At 41.8% G+C, this 17,288-nt stretch carries 15 protein-coding genes and 1 other RNA gene; 6 read left to right on the forward strand and 10 right to left on the reverse strand.

What is annotated here, in order from left to right:
* Window position 1: 1 nt before the first annotated feature.
* Both BLR53_RS02530 and BLR53_RS02535 read right to left on the reverse strand, forming a co-directional pair.
* On the reverse strand, window positions 2-349 hold the full coding sequence (locus BLR53_RS02530) for a hypothetical protein (protein ID WP_037437810.1): 348 nt from the start codon (window positions 347-349) through the stop codon (window positions 2-4).
* Between the two features lie 28 nt (window positions 350-377).
* Window positions 378-1,115: a phosphatase PAP2 family protein gene (locus tag BLR53_RS02535; RefSeq protein WP_074586855.1), complete on the reverse strand. Its 738-nt coding sequence runs from the start codon at window positions 1,113-1,115 to the stop codon at window positions 378-380.
* A gap of 148 nt (window positions 1,116-1,263) precedes the next feature.
* On the opposite strand from BLR53_RS02535, the gene BLR53_RS02540 reads away from it, so the two are divergent.
* Together BLR53_RS02540 and BLR53_RS02545 are read left to right on the forward strand one after the other, a co-directional pair.
* The gene (locus BLR53_RS02540) at window positions 1,264-1,728 is read left to right on the forward strand and encodes a DoxX family protein (protein ID WP_074586859.1); all 465 of its coding nucleotides are present in this window, start codon (window positions 1,264-1,266) and stop codon (window positions 1,726-1,728) included.
* Between the two features lie 177 nt (window positions 1,729-1,905).
* On the forward strand, window positions 1,906-2,307 hold the full coding sequence (locus tag BLR53_RS02545; protein ID WP_074586864.1) for a YtxH domain-containing protein: 402 nt from the start codon (window positions 1,906-1,908) through the stop codon (window positions 2,305-2,307).
* Between the two features lie 57 nt (window positions 2,308-2,364).
* Here BLR53_RS02545 and BLR53_RS02550 read toward each other — a convergent pair whose 3' ends face one another.
* The 6 genes from BLR53_RS02550 to BLR53_RS02575 form a co-directional block, all read right to left on the reverse strand.
* The gene (locus BLR53_RS02550; protein WP_074586867.1) at window positions 2,365-2,673 is read right to left on the reverse strand and encodes a hypothetical protein; all 309 of its coding nucleotides are present in this window, start codon (window positions 2,671-2,673) and stop codon (window positions 2,365-2,367) included.
* Between the two features lies 1 nt (window position 2,674).
* Window positions 2,675-3,391 (reverse strand): pirin family protein, encoded by a 717-nt coding sequence (locus BLR53_RS02555; RefSeq protein ID WP_074586869.1) that lies wholly within the window; start codon window positions 3,389-3,391, stop codon window positions 2,675-2,677.
* 73 nt (window positions 3,392-3,464) lie between these two features.
* Window positions 3,465-5,327, reverse strand: a complete 1,863-nt coding sequence (locus BLR53_RS02560) for a TonB-dependent receptor plug domain-containing protein (protein WP_074586871.1) — start codon at window positions 5,325-5,327, stop codon at window positions 3,465-3,467.
* 53 nt (window positions 5,328-5,380) lie between these two features.
* The gene (locus tag BLR53_RS20215) at window positions 5,381-5,983 is read right to left on the reverse strand and encodes a phosphatase PAP2 family protein (protein WP_074586873.1); all 603 of its coding nucleotides are present in this window, start codon (window positions 5,981-5,983) and stop codon (window positions 5,381-5,383) included.
* A 26-nt stretch (window positions 5,984-6,009) separates the two neighbouring features.
* Window positions 6,010-6,660, reverse strand: coding sequence for a DsbA family oxidoreductase (locus BLR53_RS02570; RefSeq protein ID WP_037437850.1), 651 nt, complete (start codon window positions 6,658-6,660; stop codon window positions 6,010-6,012).
* Window positions 6,661-6,784: 124 nt separating this feature from the next.
* On the reverse strand, window positions 6,785-7,810 hold the full coding sequence (locus BLR53_RS02575; protein ID WP_074586875.1) for an aldose epimerase family protein: 1,026 nt from the start codon (window positions 7,808-7,810) through the stop codon (window positions 6,785-6,787).
* A gap of 152 nt (window positions 7,811-7,962) precedes the next feature.
* On the opposite strand from BLR53_RS02575, the gene BLR53_RS02580 reads away from it, so the two are divergent.
* A complete protein-coding gene (locus BLR53_RS02580) occupies window positions 7,963-9,117 on the forward strand; it encodes a galactokinase (protein WP_143007805.1) in 1,155 nt (384 codons plus the stop codon).
* A gap of 15 nt (window positions 9,118-9,132) precedes the next feature.
* Window positions 9,133-9,672: an RNA methyltransferase gene (locus BLR53_RS02585; RefSeq protein ID WP_074586878.1), complete on the forward strand. Its 540-nt coding sequence runs from the start codon at window positions 9,133-9,135 to the stop codon at window positions 9,670-9,672.
* Between the two features lie 82 nt (window positions 9,673-9,754).
* Here BLR53_RS02585 and BLR53_RS02590 read toward each other — a convergent pair whose 3' ends face one another.
* A complete protein-coding gene (locus tag BLR53_RS02590) occupies window positions 9,755-11,221 on the reverse strand; it encodes a glutamate synthase subunit beta (protein ID WP_074586880.1) in 1,467 nt (488 codons plus the stop codon).
* Window positions 11,222-11,224: 3 nt separating this feature from the next.
* Window positions 11,225-15,736, reverse strand: a complete 4,512-nt coding sequence (gene gltB, locus BLR53_RS02595) for a glutamate synthase large subunit (protein ID WP_074586882.1) — start codon at window positions 15,734-15,736, stop codon at window positions 11,225-11,227.
* A gap of 434 nt (window positions 15,737-16,170) precedes the next feature.
* On the opposite strand from gltB, the gene ffs reads away from it, so the two are divergent.
* Together ffs and fsa are read left to right on the forward strand one after the other, a co-directional pair.
* An RNA gene (gene ffs, locus BLR53_RS02600) (signal recognition particle sRNA small type) lies at window positions 16,171-16,270 on the forward strand.
* A 100-nt stretch (window positions 16,271-16,370) separates the two neighbouring features.
* On the forward strand, window positions 16,371-17,036 hold the full coding sequence (gene fsa, locus BLR53_RS02605; RefSeq protein ID WP_074586884.1) for a fructose-6-phosphate aldolase: 666 nt from the start codon (window positions 16,371-16,373) through the stop codon (window positions 17,034-17,036).
* The last annotated feature ends 252 nt before the right edge of the window (window positions 17,037-17,288 follow it).

Consider the following 17,288-nt stretch of genomic DNA (forward strand, 5'->3'; position numbering starts at 1 on the left):
TCTACTGTTTTTCTAGTGGTTTATCTACCATATCGACGATCATAGATGAGATTTCATATGAAAACCATTCCTTGAACACTTTAAATGTTCTGGTTTGCGGCCAGTCCTGTTCGTCGGTATGAAAATCATTAAGTTCATTCCGGAAGATCTGGTCAAAATTCCTCTTCAGCCAGTTCTCAATCTTAGCTTTGGTCTGCAGTTCTTTAATCAGATATATGGTACCCTCATCTTCAGGGATTACCGGAAATTCAGGATCTACAAAATTAATCCAGTCATAAAAAGGCTTCTTAGCTTTAATCAGGATGGAGTTTCTGTTGACGGTTTCGAAATATAATGTAGGTTCTATCATTTGTATGGGAAATTTGAGACAAAACTATCTAAAACTTTCCTGAAAACGCGAACCCTGCGGCCCTGTTCTGATAAACTGGCATCATGACGAAATTAGACTGGTCTTTTCCAGTAACCCATTTACGGATTGAAGGGTAGATAACATAGGCGAACTTTGTCGATAAAATACCCAATCCTGCGCCGGCAACAACATCACTAAACCAATGATAATTTTTATACATCCGCAGAACACCGGTAGCGGTCGCTACAGAGTACCCACCTATTGTATACCAGACAGATACATCTCCGTATTCCTGTCTAAGAAATTCAGCTGAAGCAAATGCGGTAGCCGTATGACCCGAAGGAAAAGAGTAGTCGTTTAAACCATTCGGGCGCATTCGGTTACTACTGCTCTTAAGCAGGTGTACCGAGCCCATGGTTAACGTTCCTGAAATTAAAAGTAAAGCAGATTTATCTACAAAATTATGTTTCCCTTTCACACCGGCCAGATCCAGTCCATAAACTGCCACTATAGGCAGATAACGCAGGTAATCATCAGCAGAAGTATTAAAGCCAGGATGACGCTTATTGGTCTGCTCGTGAATGTAATTATCAAACCTTCTGAGCGTATTATTGTTTAAAGCTATAAAGCCATAACCTACGGCGGCGGCGGCTGGAATAAATTCTACAACTTTTGGTTTAGAATGATGGCTCACAGAATCTGTATACTGGGCCATTGAAATGCCTGGAAAAAATAATCCGGAAAGCAGAATAAGGGATAATTTCATAGGGCATTCAAAGTACAAAACAAAAGCCAGAAATCAGATAAACATAAAAAAAATCTAAACAAATTACGTTCCCAAAAATAGTTCTTTCAACACATTGAATACCAAATATTTATTGTTACATTCATTAAGCTAACCAAAAATTTGTATTATGGAAATCGTATCAAAAATTCAGGAATGGGGTGATAGGAATCATCCGCAATGGGTAGATTATTTTAGAATTGCTTTAGGAATTACCCTTATTTGGAAAGGCGTTGCATTCGCAATGAACCTTCATGCATTTACAGATTTAATGGACAATGCCGGACTGGGGACAGCGGTTTCGATTAGTTTGATCGCGCATACAATTATTGCCCTCCATATTATCGGGGGCCTGTTAATTGCGTTGGGGTCGAATACTCGTTTATTTTGTCTGTTGAATATTCCAATACTCTTCACGGCAGTATTTTTCGTGAATATGCCGGGGCACATTATGCGCCCCTATTCAGAATTGTGGTTGTCGGCAACAGTACTTATCGCACTTTTTTGCTTTTTAATAGAGGGTGATGGTAAATTATCCATTGAATACAAAAAATCCCAGCAGATAATTGAACAAAATAATACCAGTCAGATTTAAAATATAAAGTACCTGTTTATTGACAAAATAAGCAGGTACTAAATGATTATAAATATTTTTTTTTGTTGATTGTCATTATGGACTGGTTTTTGAATAGTTAACTACAAAATAACGCTGTTGTACAGCGAGTAACAGGAATCAGCAATTAATTAGAATTAAATAAATAAAAAAAACGCCATGAATTACAGGAAACTATTAAATGACCATTTGGACAGAAACACAGATAAAACCCCGGTTTTAGTCGCATTATTAGCAGGCTTAGCAGTTGGAGCAGCATTAGGGGTGTTATTTGCTCCAGGAAGCGGTTCAGAGACCAGAGACCTGATTGCTGACAAATCAAAAGATTTGACCGATAGTGCCAAAGAAAAACTAAGTAGCTATAAAGAAAAAATTAAGAACAGTGCAGATCATTTAGCTGACACTGCCAAAGATAAATTCCAGGGTTATAAAGAAAGAGCTCAAGACGCTGCTGAAGACCTGAAAGATGCAAAAGATAATGCAGTTGATCATGCAAAATCGGCAGCGAAAGACCTTAAAAACGACGCATCCGATGCAAAAGATGCCGTTAAAAACGCTTAACCAAAAATAAAGACATAAAAAAACCGGTCAATGACCGGTTTTTTTATGTCTTTATTTTTAGGCAGTTTTCAATGCGCCGTAAATCTCTGCATATAATAAGCCACTTCCGCCTCCATAATGCGGTACAAGCGTAGTGTCCGGGCACTTCTCAATGACATATTGCTTAACGGCCTGCTCCTGCTCTGCAGAAAGCCCTCCACCAAGCAGCACAACTCTGAAGTTTTTTCCGCTGCATTGTTTAATTAGTTCCTCGCAGGAATTTACACCTATCGCGTTCCAATTGTCCATTTTATTAAGCAGACGCAGGATCACCGTTAAGATCTCCTCATGTGCACCGATAACCAGAATCGAGATTTCCTTTTCCATATTAAAATTCCATAGGAACTTCCATCAATAAAATTCGGGCGTCAGTATCCGCTGTAATTTCAATTGCGCTGGTATCCCAAATACCGTAACCATCTCTGGTTGCCAATTTTTGTCCATCTACAGATACGCTACCTTCCAGTACGAAAACATATACACCGCTCTCTTTTTTGTGGAAATTATAAACAACCTGATGATCTTTTTCCAGATTTCCCATATTAAACCAGGCATCCTGATGTATCCATACACCCTGGTCATTTTTATCAGGAGATAAAATTTGCACCAGTTCATTCGGGTGAGTCGCCGTTTGAATGATCTGCTGATCATATCTTGGTTCTACATTACGTTTGTTCGGAAATATCCAGATCTGCAAAAATTTAACCGGAACATTTTTGTTCTTATTATATTCAGCATGATAGATGCCGGTACCCGCGCTCATCACCTGAATTTCTCCGGGATCAATTACGCCGACATTACCTATACTGTCTTTATGTTCCAAACTACCTTCCAAAGGAATGGAGATAATTTCCATATTATCATGTGGGTGTTCGCCGAAACCTCTTCCCCCGTCTACACGATCATCATTCAATACTCTGAGTGCGCCAAAATTCAGACGTTCAGGATTATAGTAACCGGCAAAACTAAAAGTATGATAACTTTTTAACCATCCGTGATCTGCACCGCCTCTTGAATCTGCGGTATGTAAAACTGTCTGTGCCATGATCTTTAATTTTTTGTTATACAAATTTAAGCCCCCTGGCTGGCTTAAATCTTACCATAGGACAAGAAATAAATCAGAACTGAATTTTGTAGCCCAGCGTGGTCCATACACCTGGCATAGGTACTGCCCCAGCCTGGTTAAACTGTTCGTTAAGCAGATTAGAACCGTCCCAGTAAAGCGTACTTTTATTAAAACGGTAACCAACCCTTGCGTCCAGAATTACATAATCCTTGTAATTAATTCTTTCCGCATACCGGGAGGTTAGACTAATGTCAAGCTTATCCCAAAGACTTCCAGATACGGTTAAAGTATATTGATTACGCAGAGATTCCACAGAATATCTGGAAATAAGTGCATCTGTTAATGTCGTTTTCATCCGGGGATCCAGGTGCGTTAAAGAAATGCCGGTCCTGATTGAAGTGAAAACCTGCCCCTGAACCGGAACCGCATAATCTGCGCTCAAAGTGTAGCCCCTGGTAGACAATCTGCTGAAATTTTTTGGTTGCCACGGATCTGTTACTTCAGCTTTTACCCAGTCAATAAAGTTATTAATCCGGCGTTCAAATATGCTAGCATTCAAATTCAACCTTTTACCATTATACTTAAGACCAGATTCCAAATAAGCAGAACGTTCTGCTTTCAGCTCTGCATTACCAATATTGGTTGGCCCTTTATAGTAGAGGTCAGTAAAAGTCGGTAAACGCTGGCCTGTACCTGCATTTACAAAGACCTTCCAGTTTCCGGCAAAATTATATCCAGCGTCAATACCTGGAAAAGCTTGCCAGCCGTAATCAGAATTGTAATTCAGGTAATTTCCTATGTTAATCAGTACGTTTTTAACCCGGTCAAATTTGTATTCGCCATAAATGCCAGCATTTGTCCGGTTCCGTTTGCCAAGATTTGTACTATTGATCAACTCTTTTCTTGCTTCCAGCCCTAAGCCAAAATCACCTATACCGGTCGAAAAAACATTATTCAGTTCGGCACCCAGAACTTGCGTCACATGGTGGTTATGAAATTTGTCGGGAGTTTGTTTAATATACAGGTAATCATCAACGTTGTTCCTGTAAGTTAATCTTGGTTTGAGAGTCCAGAAGGACGTAATCTGCGTCTGATAACCGACCGATGCAGTAGTTGTCTTTACTGTTTCTTCAGCCTCCAGGTCACCCGGGGCAGAATAATAACCATTAGCACCGAAATTATTGTGGATATAGCCGGCAGAAACATCCAGCACGTCCGATTTAATTTTAAAAGTTCCCTGATAGTATACTTTTTGGTTATTAAAAGCAGTATTATGCCTGTAGCCGTTTCCAGCCTCCTGACCTGCAGAAACCAGATGAGTTGAACCGTCCAGAACCACAGAACCAGACGCTCTTATACCATAATTTGTGTATAGATCTCCATTTTTATCATCCTTGCGGAAACTGCTTCCTGCAAAAACATGGGCCGATCCACCCGAGCGGGTTGCTGTTTTAGTCACAATATTAATGGCCCCAGTCAAAGCATTCAAACCGTAAATACGGGAAGCAGAGCCTCTGAGAACCTCTATATGGTCAATATCATCTACAGAAAAAGGGAGGTTCATCATGTGATGGCCAGTCTGCGGATCAGAGAATTTCACACCGTTAACAAGAATTAGCGTCTGGTCGAATGTTCCTCCATCCAGACTAATGTCTGCCTGCACACCGCCGGGGCCACGCTGCCTGATATCCACGCCACTTACGAATCCCAGCAGATCTGTTATTGACCGTGATGGCAGGTTTTTAATCTGCTGCTGGTCTATGATCCATATATTCCGGTTTTGTGCAGAGAATGGAATCTTCAGCCGATTCTCTTTGACCATCACTTCATTCAGGTTATTAGTAGTATCCTGTTGCCCGTAGGCAGCAATTGAGGCTAAAGAACAGCCCACAAACGCTATAAAAAATCTATTCATTTGCTGGTAATTGCTGCGAATATAGCAATTCCGGAAAAGAACAACGTTATGGTTTATTTGCGGTCGCTCTTCATGAACTGCATGGAAAGTGCAGAACCCGTTCCCAGCAGAGCACCGGCTGCAACATCAGTCGGATAATGAACGCCAAGATACATGCGGCTGTAACCTATAGCCCCTGCCCAGAGATAAGCGGGTGCAGTAATGTACCATTTGTTCTGAACCTGAGAAATAGCCGTCGCAGTGGTAAACGCAGAAGAAGTATGTCCGGATGGGAAAGAGTAATGCGGTGGTTGATACACCGCATTAATTTTAACATTTGCCGCAAAAGGCCTTGGCCTTTTAAAGAGTTTTTTGAGCGCCATGGTGAGAATCACATTCACCGCGGAGCTAGATGCAATATAAGCTGCATCCTGCCGGGTCCCCTTATCATTTCCAATTATACCGCCGGCAAGAACGCCCACAGGTACTGCAAAATTCACTACATCATTGTACTTCGAAATAAACATCATGAAGTCGGTCTGTTTAGGCGTCCTGTGATTAGACAGATCTATCAGGATCCGGTCATCCAGGCATTGCAAACCCGATTGCGCAGATACCTGAAGACTGCAGAACGAGCATCCTGTCAGCAGTAATAAATAAATGAGGTTCCTGTTCATTTGGATTGATTTAAGCGGGTCCGGAGCTACGAGCCAGTTTCTGCAGCAGTTTGATAAGCCTGGTTTAATGCACCCAGAAAGGTCTCGGGAGCCTGCGCACCAGATACAGCCAATTTTTGGTTGATGATAAAAAACGGAACACCGCTAATACCTATTTTGGATGCCGCCTCTTCATCTGCCCTTACGTCATCGCCATAAACATAACCTTCCAGCATTTCCTGTACTTCGTCTGCCTGCAAACCAGATTCCTTACCCAATTCCAGTAAAACAGCAGGATCATCTATATTTTTACCGTCCGTAAAATTTGCGATAAACAAAGCTTCTTCAACTTCGTCAGCCAGCCCTTTTGACTTTGCCAGTTGAATTAAACGATGTGCCTTAAAAGAATTAGCCATAATAGCTTTGTCAAAATCAAACTGAAGGCCGACTTCGGCAGCTGCATTTTTAACATGATCTTGCATTTGGATTGCCCATTCCAGTGTCTGTCCTTTTTTATCGGCCAGGAACTGTGCAGCATTCAATTCAGTATTGGTCACCGCATGAGGATCAAGCTCGAAACTATGCCATTCTACCTCTACCTCGTCTGCATGCTCAAACTGCGCTAATGCAGTTTCAAATTTCTTTTTACCTATATAACAAAATGGACAGTTGACGTCCGACCAGATATCTACTTTCATAATTTTTTAAAATTGAGCTGGCAATTTAATCTTTCTAATGTTAGAGCCTGTTTAAAATTTATCTAATAATTTTTCACAACATAAATTTAAACAGGCTCTTATTGATCTGTAAAAATACAGGCGCTTATTTCCTGACAGTTACCTGAAAAACAGTGGTCTGATGGTATTCCTGACCGGGCCTGAGAATCGTATCCGGAAAATCCCGGAGATTCACGCTATTCGGTGCATGCTGCGTTTCTACACATAAAGCATCTGCCGGGCCATAATTTCTACCGCCCTTTCCGCCATTCACACGGAGATGTTTAGCTGTGTAAAAATGAGCAATGGGCTCAGTTGTATAAACACTTAATAATAAACCAGATCTGGCGTCGAAAGTCTCAGAGGCCATGCCAAATTCCCCGTAAGGTTTGTCAAGCACGAAACTCTGGTCGTAACCTTCATCCTGGTTCCAGTTAGCGCCGATAGCTCTTGGTGCCAGAAAATCATGCATTGTACCTGCAACGGGCACCAATTCTCCCGTAGGCACGTAATCTGCATCTTGTTTCAGATAATTACTGGCCGGTATCCGGTGAATATTTCCGGCTACGCTTCCTTTATCCGGATCTAGATTGAAATAAGTATGATGTGTCAAATTAACGGGTGTAGGGGCATCTGTAAAAGCCCTGTAATCCAGGATCAGCTCATTATCGTCGCTTAATTTATACGTAAGCTGTACCGTCAGGTTGCCCGGAAATCCTTCTTCACCCGCAGGGCTTACATATTGAAGGGTTACGCTGGGATCAATAGTTGGAAGAATATCCCAAACCTTACGATCGAAACCTTTAATTCCGCCATGCAGACTTTTATCCATCTGATAGGCTTTTCCGTCAATTTCATAACGCCCGTCTTTAATCCTGTTGGCGAAACGACCAACCACTGCTCCCAGATACGGATAAGCAGCGAGATATTCTTCTGTCAGATAACCATCCAGATCATCAAACCCCAGAACGATATCCTGCGACTCGCCCTTTGCATTCATCACCGTAAATTCACTGATAATTCCGCCGTAATTATAGATTTTAACGACGCTTCCTTTAGTGTTTTTCAGGGTTAGGGCAAAGATTTCTTTACCATCGATATGTTTTCCGGTGCTGATCTGGGATTCTTTCATATTTTAATATTACGTAGACAATACTACAAATAATACGATAAATTATCCTCGTTCTATGTAAAATAAGGATATAAACAGATTTGTTTTATAAATTTAAAGACGGCTTTGTCTGCTGTATGAAAAGACCGGCTGTTAGAACCAGAACACATAAAATGATAAAAACTGAATTGATCCGAAAATTTACCGACACCTATGGTCAGGCTCCTCAAGCTGTGTTTTTCTGCCCTGGACGCGTAAATTTAATCGGTGAACATATAGATTATAACGGCGGCCTGGTCATGCCTTGCGCGATTACACTGGGCACCTTGTTATGCCTTGCACCCAACCAGGAAAAAGTATTCCGGTTCAAAAGTTTGAATTTCGAAGAAGAAGCTGTAATTCCAATGCAGGAAAGTTATACAAAAGAAGGTAAAGACTGGTATAATTATCCGCTGGGCGTAATTAATGAATTGCTTAAAGATTATACCATTCCAGTCGGTTTCGATTTTCTGTTCAGCGGTAATATCCCAATTGGCTCAGGGCTCTCCTCTTCGGCATCAATAGAGGTTCTCACAGCCTATGCATTGGCATCCTACCTGAATCTGGATATAGATAAATTGTCGCTGGTTAAGCTTAGTAAATACGTGGAGAATAATTTCATTGGTCTGAACAGCGGTATTATGGATCAATTTGCAGTTGCATTTGGCGAGAAAGCGAAAGCCATGTTATTGAATTGCGATACGCTTGACTTTAAACAAGTAGACTGCGAGATCGGTGACCATGAACTGATTATTATTAACACGAATAAACCCCGGGAACTGGCAGAATCTAAATATAATGAGCGGGTTGCAGAATGCGAAGCAGCACTGGCAGCGCTCAACCAGGAAATTCACCTCAATAATTTATGTGAGCTGAACGCTGAGAAATTCGCTCTGCATAGCCACCTGATCACAGACGAAACTGTTTTAAAAAGAGCGACTCATGTAATTCGCGAAAATGACCGTGTAGGTTTGGCTGCAAAAGCTTTAAATGCCGGCAATCTTGAAGAATTTGGACGTTTAATGTTCGCCTCGCACGATTCCCTTCAAAACTTATATGAGGTAAGCGGTGAGGAACTTGATACACTGGTAGCCTTCTGTGCAAATTATGCAGGTGTTACCGGAGCCAGAATGACGGGTGCCGGATTTGGCGGCTGTGCAATTGCCCTGGTTAAAAAAGAAAGCCTGGAAGATTTCGAGCTGAAAATCAAGGCAGACTATCTACAGAAGATCGGTTATGCATGCGAAGTATATAAGAGTGAAATAGGCCATGGCGTATCTGCTATTTAATTTTAATTTTGCGCCATGCAGAAATTAAAGACTACAGATTTAAACCGTGTAGATGTAGCCGCTTTCAAGGAGCAGGAGAAATTACCTGTAGTGGTTGTACTGGATAATGTTCGCAGTATGAATAATGTCGGATCGGCATTCAGAACAGCAGACGGCTTTTCCATTGAAAAAATATACCTGTGCGGTATTACTGCGCAGCCACCACATAGAGAAATCGAAAAGACAGCTATCGGCGCGACAGCTTCCGTAGACTGGAAACATTATGAGAATACGCTCGATGCCATTCAGGATCTTAAAGCAGATGGCTATAAAATTATCGCGATTGAACAGGCTGTAGATAGTATTTATCTGCATGAATTTAAGCCGGGACAGCAGGAGAAATATGCGCTGATCTTCGGGAACGAGGTAAATGGTGTGAGTGAAGAAGTAATGGCGGTAATTGATAATTGCATTGAAATTCCACAATTCGGCACTAAACACTCTTTCAATATTGTGATCTCGGCAGGAATTGTCCTCTGGGACTTCTATGCAAAGATGCGACTGCTGGTTAAATAAACGGATACTCCTGAGAAAAAATGAGCCCCTGAATAAATCCAGGGGCTTTCTTGGTTAGTATAGGTTTGGTTTTAAAAGCTCTTTAAGCGTAGGGAATACCATCTTTGGTTGGCAATCTGCTCTCACCCATCAGATATTCATCTACTTTTCTCGCTGCTTCGCGGCCTTCCGAAATGGCCCAGACAACCAGCGACTGTCCTCTTCTCATATCACCAGCAGTAAAGATTTTGGCAATATTGGTTTGATATTTACCCTCTTCTGCTTTTACATTACCGCGGTTGTCAAACTCGACACCCAGTTTTTCCAGTAGTCCTTCTTTTTGCGGATACAGGAAACCCATCGCTAAAAGCACTAGCTGGCAAGGTAACTCACGCTCAGTTCCCTCTACTTCTTTGAAGTTTACAGGTCTGCCGTTCGCATCAATATCCCACTGCACATCTACAATTCTAAGTGCGCGCAGATTATTATTTTCGTCTGCCAGGAATGCTTTGGTATTTACTCCCCATGCTCTGCTGCAACCCTCTTCATGTGAGCTGGTTACTTTTAATAACATTGGAAAAGTAGGCCATGGCATGTTATCTGTACGCTTCTCAGCCGGCATTGGCATAATCTCAAACTGCGTAACAGAACGTGCACCCTGACGGTTAGAAGTACCGATACAATCAGATCCTGTATCACCACCACCGATAACGATTACATCTTTTCCGGTTGCGAGAATGTCTTCCTGTGCGATTGCAAAATTTCTTACACGTTTGTTCTGTTGTTTCAGGAAGTCCATGGCGAAATGAATCCCTTGAGCTGTTCTGCCGGTTACAGGCAGATCACGTGGTACAGTAGAGCCACCAGCCAGTACAATAGACTGATTCTCTCTCAGTAAGGTGTTCAATTCTACGTTTACACCTACGTTGGCATTACATTTAAACGTAATACCCTCTTTTTCCATCAGGCTGATACGGCGTCTCACCACATCTTTCTGCAATTTAAAATCAGGGATCCCGTAGTTTAATAAACCACCCGGTGTATCGTCCCTTTCATAAACAACTACCTCATGACCTGCACGGTTCAATTGAGCAGCGGCAGCAAGACCAGCAGGTCCGGAGCCGATAACGGCTACCTTTTTACCAGTTCTGATCATTGGCGGATCGGCTTTAATAAAGCCTTTTTCGAAAGCAATCTCAATAATATGCTTCTCGATATCCTCAATAGATACAGGAGATTTATTAATTCCCAGTACACATGCAGACTCACATGGAGCCGGGCAGATACGTCCGGTAAACTCAGGGAAGTTGTTGGTACTTAACAGAATACCTGCAGCCAGCTCCCATTCTCCTTTATAAACGGCTTCATTAAACTCTGGAATTACATTTCCAAGCGGGCAACCCGATTGACAAAATGGAACACCACAGTCCATACAGCGGGCCGCTTCCTGTTTAACCTGTTCTTTTTCGAAAGAAACTACGAACTCCTTATAATGCTGTAATCTCGTTTTAGCATCTTCTTTTACAGGAGCAGTTCTCTCATATTCTAAAAATCCAGTTACTTTTCCCATAATTTATGATGTTTTGATCGTTGAACTTCTTTTTAATAAAACCGCTTTGTATTCTTTAGGGAATACTTTAACGAAATGCGCGGATTGTGTCGCCCAGTCACTTAAGATAAATTCAGCTAATTTACTACCAGTCAACTGAATATGTTTCTTTAGCAAACTGTTGATTCTGATTTCGTCTTCTTCCTGAAGCGGATCCAGATCTACCATTTCGGTATTACATTTATGTGGAAAATCTCCGTTCACATCGTAAATCCAGGCTACACCACCGCTCATTCCGGCAGCGAAATTACTTCCTGTATTACCCAGTACGAGAACCTCTCCACCAGTCATATACTCACAACCATGGTCTCCTAAACCTTCAATAACTGCTGTTGCACCTGAGTTTCTCACAGCAAAACGTTCTCCGGCTAAACCTCTTGCGAATAATTCGCCCGATGTCGCACCATATAAAGCAACATTCCCCAGAATGATATTCTGCTCTGGGACATAAGTCACTTCTTTAAACGGATAAATCGATATCCTTGCGCCTGACAAGCCTTTACCAACATAGTCATTTCCTTCACCTTCCAGCTCCAGTGAAATACCTCTTGCGGTGAAAGCACCAAAACTTTGTCCGGCAGAACCGTGGAATTTAAAGTTGATGGTATCAGCCGGTAAACCTGCACTGCCATAAACTTTCGAAACTTCGTTAGATAACATGGTACCAATTGCACGATCCGTGTTTTTCACCTCAAACGATTGGAATACAGGCTCCTTATTAAATAATGCAGGTCCTGCAGCAGCAATCAGCTGATGATCCAGTACATTATCTATTCCATGGTCCTGGAATTCAGTCTGGAACAGGCTCAAACCATTATCAGGCGCTTTATATAAGATTGCGGAAAGATCCAGGTTTTTCAGTTTCCAGTCTGCAGGATCAACAGCACGCAGGCTCAGTGCATCGGCCTGACCAACCATTTCCTCTACAGTTTTGAAACCTAATTCTGCCATAATCTCACGCAGTTCTTCGGCCAGGAAGTAAAACAGGTTCACTACGTGATCTGCTTCTCCGGTAAATAACTTACGCAGGTTAGGATCTTGAGTTGCCACACCTACAGGACAAGTATTTAAGTGACATTTACGCATCATGATACAGCCCGAAGTAACTAATGCAGCGGTAGCCACACCCCATTCTTCAGCACCTAATAAAGCCGCAACAGCGATATCTTTACCTGTTTTTAGCTGACCGTCAGTTTGCAGGACCACACGGCTGCGTAGTCTGTTTTTCACTAAAGTCTGATGCGCTTCAGCTAAACCAAGCTCCCAGGGAAGGCCGGCATGCTGAATAGAAGTTAAAGGCGAAGCACCTGTACCACCATCAAAACCAGATACCAGGATAACATCTGCATGTGCTTTAGCCACACCAGCAGCAATTGTACCTACGCCTGCTTTAGAAACGAGTTTTACATTGATTCTGGCCTTACGATTTGCATTTTTCAAATCAAAGATCAGCTGAGCTAAATCTTCAATACTGTAAATATCATGGTGTGGAGGCGGCGAAATTAAACCAACACCCGGAGTAGCATGGCGGACTTTTGCAATCCAGTCATCTACTTTATGCCCTGGAAGCTGGCCCCCTTCACCCGGTTTAGCACCCTGAGCCATTTTAATCTGCAGCTCATCTGCATTGGTCAAATAGTTACTGGTTACGCCAAATCTCGCAGAAGCGATCTGTTTGATCGAAGAACGCATAGAATCTCCATTGGCCATTTTTTCATAACGCAGTTCGTCTTCTCCACCTTCTCCGGTATTACTTTTTCCACCGATCCGGTTCATCGCAATCGCTAGTGTAGAGTGTGCTTCGTGAGATATGGACCCGAAAGACATTGCTCCTGTAGCGAAACGTTTTAAGATACTTTCAACCGGTTCTACCTGATCCAGTGGTACCGAAGAGCGGTTATAGTTAAATTCAAACAATCCGCGGATCGTATAAGCCTGCTTAGTCTGCTCGTTAACGAGCTTGCTATATTGTTTATACGTTTGGTAGTCGTTTTTGCGGGTCGCATTTTGTAATAAATGGATAGTCTGCGGGTTAAACAAATGCTGCTCCCCTTTTCTGCGCCATTTATAATTACCACCAGTTGGCAGGATTGCATCCGGGCGGGTGTTCTTTCCGAAAATACGGCTGTGTTTAATTAATGCTTCACGTGCAATTTCATCCAGTCCCAAACCACCGATTCTAGATACAGCACCGCTGAAATAGCTATCTACCACACTTTTATGGATACCCAGAATTTCGAAGATCTGTGCACCATGGTAAGATTGTAAAGTGGAAATTCCCATTTTAGAGAAGATCTTCAGCAATCCGTTATTTACAGCGTAGATATAATTATCAATTAATTTATTGACGGCCATACCACTTTCTTTCTGGAATCCGGTAATCGTTTCCAGAGCCAGATAAGGGTTCACTGCAGTCGCACCAAAACCAATGAGACAAGCGAAATGATGTACTTCCCATACGTCTCCCGCTTCAACCACGATACCTACCGCACCACGATGACCTTTACGGATCAGGTGATGGTGTACCGCCGAAACAGCCAGTAAAGATGGAATAGCAGCATGCTCAGAGTCCAATGCACGGTCTGAAAGGACCAATACCTGGAATCCGTCTTCTACTGCATCTACTGCGTAACGGCACAAACGTTCCAGTGCTTTAGCCAATGAGCCTGGTTTACCATCTGCACGGAAATAAGTCTGCAAAGTTTTAGATTGGAATACACCGGTATCAATACTACGTACTTTCTCCAGTTCCAGGTTAGTCAGGATCGGGTGTTTAATACCGACACAGTGACATTGCATAGCATGCTCTTCCAGCAAATTACCATTGTTACCCATAAAACCAGCAAGACTCATCACCACTTTTTCACGGATCGGGTCAATTGGCGGGTTGGTAACCTGTGCGAATAACTGCTTGAAATAAGAGGATAAATGCTGCGGTTTCTGAGAAAGTACGGCCAGCGGGATATCTGTACCCATAGAACCAATTGGCTCTTTCGCTTCTAACGCCATCGGTTTCAGAATCAGGTCGACATCTTCCCTGCTATAACCAAATACCTGCTGATATTTAAAAATAGACTCTTGTGAAAGTCCTGTAAAGACCACTCTTGGATCTGAAAGTTCTTCCAGGCGAATCTGATATTGATTTAACCAGTCACCATAAGGCTTACGGCTGCATACTTCTTGTTTGATTTCTGCATCGCTGATAATTCTGCCCTGCTCCATATCCACAACGAACATTTTACCAGGGGTCAGTCTGCCTTTTTCGATAATCTCGCTCTGATCTAGAGCCAGTACGCCAGATTCAGATGCCATAATTACGCGGTCATCCTTAGTAATTGCATAACGGGAAGGTCTTAAACCATTTCTGTCCAGTGTGGCACCAATTAGATTACCATCTGTAAAAGCAATGGCCGCAGGTCCATCCCAAGGCTCCATTAAGGTTGCATGAAATTTGTAGAAGGCTTGTTTAAGCTCATCCATGTCTTCATTACCATCCCATGCTTCAGGAATCAGCATCATCATTACATGTGGCAAGGAACGGCCGGCATGCAATAATAATTCTATAATATTGTCCAGACAGCCGGAATCTGATTGTGATTCATCAATCACCGGGAGCAGGATATTCAATTCTTCAGCAGTAAAATAGCTGGAAGCAAATGATTTTACACTTGCACGGAACCAGTTCAGGTTACCTTGTAAGGTGTTAATCTCACCATTGTGGGCAATATAACGGAATGGTTGTGCCAGCCTCCATGATGGAAAGGTATTCGTAGCAAAACGTGAGTGGACTAAACCAAATGCAGAAACAACTCTTTTATCACTTAACTCTGTGAAATAGGTTCTAACCTGCATAGATGTTAGCTGTCCTTTATATACTATAGTACGTGAAGAAAATGAAGCGATATAAAAATCTGCTTTAATTCCTTTAACTGTACCCAGAATGGTTTTGCTCAGGTAGTTCTTAAAGACATATAGTTTACGTTCAAAATCTGCGCCGGCAGCAATATTTTCGGGGCGTGAAACAAAGAGTTGTTCCATTTCCGGCTCTACTGACAGTGCCATATCTCCAATATCCGCAGGATTAGTATTTACTTTCCTGAAGCCTAATACATCCAGACCCAGCTTTTCTGCTGCTCTGTATATTACTTCACGACATTCTTCCCTTGCTCTAACGTCTTTTGGCAAGAATAACATCCCTACGCCATAATCGCCCGATTGATTCAGACTGAAACCTATCTTTAAACATTCGTCATATAGAAATTCGTGGGGTATCTGTATCATAATACCTGCCCCATCGCCTGTATTAATCTCTGCACCGCATGCACCCCGGTGGTCAAGGTTTTCCAGAATGGTTATAGCGTCTGAAATAATTTGTTGTGACTTTCTTCCCTTCACATGGGCCACGAACCCAATACCGCAAGCATCGTGCTCGAATTTGGAGTCGTATAAGCCCTCATTATCTTGTAGTTGTTCCATATCTAATTGTATTCTAAACACTAAGGTATTTAAATTTTTGATCAATTACCATTCTGTTATTTTTTTTGTGAAAAACAAAGAATAGCATAATTTCAATAGGGTTAAATTGCCAACTTGGCAATTTTGACGGCCTAAAATTATCAAGTTGGCAATCGCTTGAAAATGGTCTTTTTGAGAGCGTTAAAAATGACCCGTAAAAATGATTTTTTGAGCAAAAAATTGGCTTTCCGAGCAGAAAACAGCATTTACTCCCCTCTGCTCTTTGTGCAAAACACATCAATTTGAGTCAAAAATCAGTAGTCTGAAAAATATTTGAAAAAAATATTCAATTACAATTCACTCGTCTTCAATTCATTATCTGAAGTTAATTATTTTCTGGGACTTTTTTTTGAATTTCGTTTTTGCAGACTAAACTCTTTTGCTACATTTGCAGTGGGCAAGTCCTTTACGATCAGCTCCCTTTGAACTCCCCCAGGGCGGGAACGAAGCAAGGGTAGAAGGTTGTAGCGGTGCGATAAAGGTTGCTTGCCCATTTTTTACTTTTTCAGATTGACTATGCTTTCAACGCACAATCTTCCGTCAAAAGCATACGCTGAACACTTCTCCAGTTTTTTATTCCCTAAATTATATAATCATGAAATTTTTCATTGACACGGCTAATCTTGAGCAAATCAAAGAAGCCCAGGACCTTGGTGTATTAGATGGTGTAACTACGAATCCAAGCCTTATGGCGAAGGAAGGAATTTCCGGAGACCAAAAGGTAACAGACCATTATAAAGCTATCTGTGCTATTGTAGATGGCGATGTAAGTGCAGAAGTAATCTCTACAGATTTCGAGAATATCATTAAAGAAGGTGAAGCTTTGGCTAAACTTGATCCAAAGATCGTAGTTAAAGTTCCGATGATCAAAGACGGTGTTAAAGCCATCAAATATTTCTCTTCAAAAGGCATCAGAACTAACTGTACTTTAATTTTCTCTGCAGGACAAGCTTTATTAGCTGCCAAAGCAGGTGCTACTTACGTATCTCCTTTCTTAGGTCGTTTAGACGATATAGGTCAGGAAGGTCTGCAGTTAATTGAAGATATCCGTTTAATTTTTGATAACTACGGTTACGAAACTGAAATCTTGGCTGCTTCGATCAGAGGTCCGTTACATATCATCAACTGCGCTAAATTAGGTGCTGATGTTATGACTGGTCCATTATCTTCGATCTTAGGCTTGTTGAAGCACCCATTAACTGACAATGGATTGGCGACTTTCCTTGCAGATCATAAAAAAGCTGCTGAAGCAAACGCATAAGCACAAATTTCTTTATCTTATTAAAGGGCTCCTGAATTATTCAGGAGCCCTTTTTTTGTGTTTAGACTAAAAGCGGATTGGCTTGGGAGTTAATTGGTTCCGGGGTTATTCTGTCTTGATCTCATTGGATCACCGCTTATCCAGTTCGCTTTTTTATATATTCCGATATTGCTTTGTTATTATCTATAATTGGGTCAACGATGGTGTAAAATTGGGCCAACCCCTTATAAAGATGTGCCAACCAAGAACATG

Origin of the sequence: Pedobacter antarcticus (genome assembly GCF_900103515.1) — a bacterium.
GTDB lineage: Bacteria > Bacteroidota > Bacteroidia > Sphingobacteriales > Sphingobacteriaceae > Pedobacter > Pedobacter antarcticus.